Below are 4,478 nucleotides of genomic sequence, written 5' to 3'. Positions count from 1 at the left end.
CTAAGATTTGATATGTGGCCAAAATTAGTTGACCACTTTAATGCAGCATCCGATAGCTATTAACTCTTTTACTCTTGGTGTATGTTAGAAATAGGTTCATCTTCATGATACTTTGATAAACCTGGCGCTATTCCACGACTTTCAACATCATACAAAGTTTGATGGTTTCTTAGCCAAAGCTGGTAGTTATATCCTTGCAAACTATGATCTTCCGTACAGTCAACATCCCAGAGGTGCAACCAATATCCCGCAACTGTTGCTCTGACCATAACCTTTAAACAACCATCATTCATATTTAAATCATGGATAATCGTTTCAGGTTTACTAACGTTTTTTCTATTTGGATGAGGAACTAACTCTAACTGAACCATCCGGTTCCATTGGTAATCTTTTGCTTTAATCTCTGGTTGTAATACTGAATCATGATCAAGGTTTGCACTAACAAATCTAGTTAAAGCATAAGATTTAAATTTACCATCTTTGGTGTCTTGAGCTCTTATATACCAATGAACACCATTATCAAAAATAGCATGAGGTAAAAGACTTTTTTTAGATGAGCCACTTTTTACAGAGAAATAATCTACATCTAAGCGTGAACCCGAAGATATAGCTCTAGTTATATTTGCTAATAAATCTATGTTAGGAAGAGATAACCTAGGGGGACACATTACACCTCCGAAATCTGACATACCCATAGCTTCACAAATTTTTTCAGTTCTTATTTTTGATAAAGCCGTTTGAACAGGTAAATTAAACAAAGGCTTAAAGGTGTCTTCCTTTATTTCATATATTTTAGTACGAGGATTTAGTTCCATGTTTTTTTCCGCATGATCTCGATAGAGTCTTATATCCCGAGTTGCCGCAGCTTCTTTCAAGCCAAAGCGCTCTGTTAGGTCAGCTCTAGATATCCAGCCTCTAAACCTCAGCATAAACTCTAAAAACTCTAATCTATCATGTACATTTTTTGCTATTTCATTTATGTCTGTCATATAACTCCTCCCACACACAGCTCCTACTAATTATAATTACATAAAAAGATAAAAAAAACCAGTTGATCTAATCAAAATGATCATGTAAGGTTATTTATAAGCCGACATTCGGTGGTATTTTAAACTATTTATGTGGAGGCCAAAATGGCTACTAACGGTAAGACAGGTGATAATAGAAGGCACGGAGCAGTTCGTCAACGCTCTCAAACCCAGACTTCAAGCGGTCACTGGGTTAAACGTGATGCGAACACAGGAAGGTTCATGGATGTAAAGTCAGATGGTGAAAAATTTAAGGGCGTAAGAAAAGAAAAATAGGTATTAGCTAAAGCTAATACCTATTTTCTGTGAAACTTGATAGCCAATATCTGGACAATATTTTCTATCGGGCAGTATAACGGAGGTCTCAAGCCCCGCAGCTATACTTAAACATCTTCACATGATGAGTTTTAAGCATAACTTTAGTTGTTTCACATTACAAGAGTCACCTCCAAAAGAAAAATAAGGAGGGTTTGCCATGAATAAAGCAAAGGTAATTCATGTCACATCATATCCTCGTTTTAGATTTGGTCGTTGGGAGCAAGTGTGTAATCACTGGCGCTCAGCACCAGCATCATAACGAGTATAAACGTAATATTTAATAGTGGTGCCCACTTCGTAGGCACCTCTTCAACTAAAGATATAAGAATTAATTATGAATAGAAAAACTGTATATCGTCCAAAGTTTGATGATGAAAAGAAATTAAAAGTTTATGAAAAAACTGATGGGTATTGCCACCTTTGTAATAAAAGAGTAATCAAGAAAAATTATGGTGTGATTGGAGCTAGAGGTGCTTGGGAAATTGACCACTCCATACCGGTTTCTAAGGGTGGAAGCAATCATATGAATAATTATCAACCTGCTTGTATTTCATGTAATAGGCAAAAAGGGAATACATCGACCAAATCAGCTAGGCTTAGTAAAGGCTTAACTGCAGTACCAAAATCTAAAAAATACAAAGCTGAACTAAGGAAAAAAAAGATATTAGTAAGGGCAGGAGCTGGGGCTACTGTGGGTATGGGATTTGGCCTAATTGGTAGTATTATAGGTGCTGTAACAGGAGCTCTTATTGGGGCAAGTAGTTAAATTCAAGGATGACTAAATGATCTACTCTAAATATATAGAAGACGGCACACTTTGCTCCACAGTTGACTATAATAACGAACCTGATAAATACCGTGGTTTAATAGTCTGTCCTGAATGAAAACAAAAGACCTGGTTTATCAAAGGCTTCACTACAGAAAAAATGGAAAGAATGGCCTGTTTCGCAGCTCACCACAAAGAGGGTTGCGCTGCATCTACTGTGGTTTTAGGCCCTACTGATGGCGACTCTGAAGAAGGTAGTGAATCAGAGTCACCATCAGCAGATATTCGTGTTGATCTAGATAAATCTAATAGTCATTCGATATATGTTTCTCAAGAAAATAACAAACACGGTGAAGAGCATTCTGATTGGTCCCTCTCATCCCAGAAAAAGACTATTGGTGGTTCAGATGGCTATCCATTAAATAAGTCACTTAGGCAATTATTGAATCATTTATGTAAAAACCCTAATTATGCGGAACGAGGACAAAGTATCACCATAGTTGCAGATTCTGGACGGAAAATCATTGATGGCCAACTAAAAGATTTTTTGGTGCCTATTAACAATATATCTTCTACTCAGTTAGCTAAATCAAGAATATTCTGGGGAACAATAAACAACCTTAATGAAGATAAAACTGGACAACTATGGCTTAACTACGGCGATTACCGAACAGAGCCCAGTATTTTGCTAGATAAAAATCAAAAAGCAGAACTACTAAGAAACTTTAAGCTGAAAAGTGTCAGTGAATTAGATGGTTCAGACATAATTATTGTTAGCCATGCTGGGAAATCACCAAACGGGAAAGTGATTATAAAAGCCAGTTTTACCAAATACATGTCGTTTCGAAGGTATGCCTTAGACGAGTGTAATTCCAGTAATGAAAGTATTTAATAGTCGATGTAAATACCCATATTACTATTTTTGAGATTTTAGGGTATGAAAGTAATTTTATAGTTTGTACTAACTCGGACTGATTCGATAGTAAAACCCTATAATATCTAGTTTAAAATGTGGCTCTAATTTAATCCACTTTCGATAGCCGGATTGTGATTCCGGTTGTCGCGGGTTCGAGCCCCGTCAATCGCCCCACTATTTCTAAGTATCCTCAGTAATATCTAAAGTTAATTCATAACTTCATTATTAAAAATCAAATTATAGTTTATTTTGATACACCGAGAAAAGCCACGGCTGCGGGTAACGGGTTTCGGGCTATAAGTCCTAGCACCTAGTCACTTTAATCTCTTACTCTGTGTTCTCTTTACCTCTGTGGTAAATAAAATAACTAAAAAATATAACAATAAGCCGCCCTGCGGCTAACGTGAGCAAGCTCTACGTCTACAAAAAATTTTAATTTACCCGCGCCACGTCGCTCGTAACCTTTCGCCTTTAATCTTTAAAAAAGTTACATGTGCGCGGCGTAAAGCCCCGCCTACAAAACAATTAAAACGCGGTGGTTCCCCGAAACTCGTTGCCCGTTGCCCGCGCTCCGTTGCCGTTTATTAAAGGCACTCTTTCCACTGTTCAATAGGCAGTGGCTTTGAAAATAAATAGCCTTGAAATAAGTTGCAACCGCGCTGCTTTAAATAATTAAATTGCGCAGGTTCCTCAACGCCTTCAGCAACGCTATTTACGCCTAAAGCACTGGCCATGTCGATGATCATATTCACAATAGTTTTACTTGAATTATCATCAGTATCCATAATGCCATCGACAAAGTATTTATCTATTTTAAGCTCAGAAATTGGCAACTCTTTCAAATAACTCAGGCTTGAATAACCCGTTCCAAAGTCATCAATTGAAAACCTAAAGCCCTTTTTATTAAGTTCAAGCATAGTCTCTTTTACTAGTTCGATGTCTGACACTAAAGTCGTTTCGGTCAGCTCAATCACTAAGTTACGTGGTGACACTTGCCACTTATGAACACTGGCGAGCAATTTTTCCTTAAAATCGGGGGCTACAATTTGTTTAGCGCTAATGTTAACTGCAATACAGGTGTTTTTTCCTGCTTGGCTGACTTTATGCAGCAACTTACATACTTGATCAACCACCCAATCGCCAATTTTAATAATGGCTTCACTCTCTTCTGCTAGGGGGATAAATTCCCCAGGGCTTATTACGCCTAATTCCTCAGAATCCCAACGTAATAATGCTTCGGCTGAATTAAAGGTATTTTCATTAATAAATTGTGGCTGTAGTACCAGTGTTAATTCATCACTTTTATCAACATTTATTAGTAAATAGCGAATCTTATTAGTACGTTCGTAACGTTTTAATGCATCTAAATCTGCAAAGTAATAACCAAAAGGAGACAACTTTTTGGCTTGTTTTTGTGCATAGTCTAATTTGTTAAATAAAGACTCGTAAG

General features: G+C 37.1%; 4 protein-coding genes. 2 read left to right on the top strand and 2 right to left on the bottom strand.

What is annotated here, in order from left to right; genetic code table 11:
• Positions 1-68: 68 nt before the first annotated feature.
• A complete protein-coding gene (locus tag ACTRWE_RS18855; protein ID WP_462880501.1) occupies positions 69-989 on the bottom strand; it encodes a WYL domain-containing protein in 921 nt (306 codons plus the stop codon).
• A 691-nt stretch (positions 990-1,680) separates the two neighbouring features.
• Here ACTRWE_RS18855 and ACTRWE_RS18850 point away from each other — a divergent pair.
• Both ACTRWE_RS18850 and ACTRWE_RS18845 read left to right on the top strand, forming a co-directional pair.
• Positions 1,681-2,112 carry an HNH endonuclease gene (locus ACTRWE_RS18850; RefSeq protein WP_462880500.1) on the top strand — a complete coding sequence of 144 codons (432 nt, stop codon included), beginning with the start codon at positions 1,681-1,683 and terminating at the stop codon, positions 2,110-2,112.
• A gap of 160 nt (positions 2,113-2,272) precedes the next feature.
• Entirely contained in the window at positions 2,273-3,004 is a 732-nt protein-coding gene (locus ACTRWE_RS18845; RefSeq protein WP_462880499.1) for a hypothetical protein, read from the top strand.
• Between the two features lie 608 nt (positions 3,005-3,612).
• Here the strand turns inward: ACTRWE_RS18845 and ACTRWE_RS18840 are convergent.
• Positions 3,613-4,478: putative bifunctional diguanylate cyclase/phosphodiesterase (locus ACTRWE_RS18840; protein WP_462880498.1), on the bottom strand; the 866-nt coding region annotated here is incomplete at its 5' end.

It is taken from the genome of Pseudoalteromonas sp. G5_S1_54_S4 (genome assembly GCF_054968565.1).
This window is presented reverse-complemented; position numbering and strand designations above follow the sequence as displayed.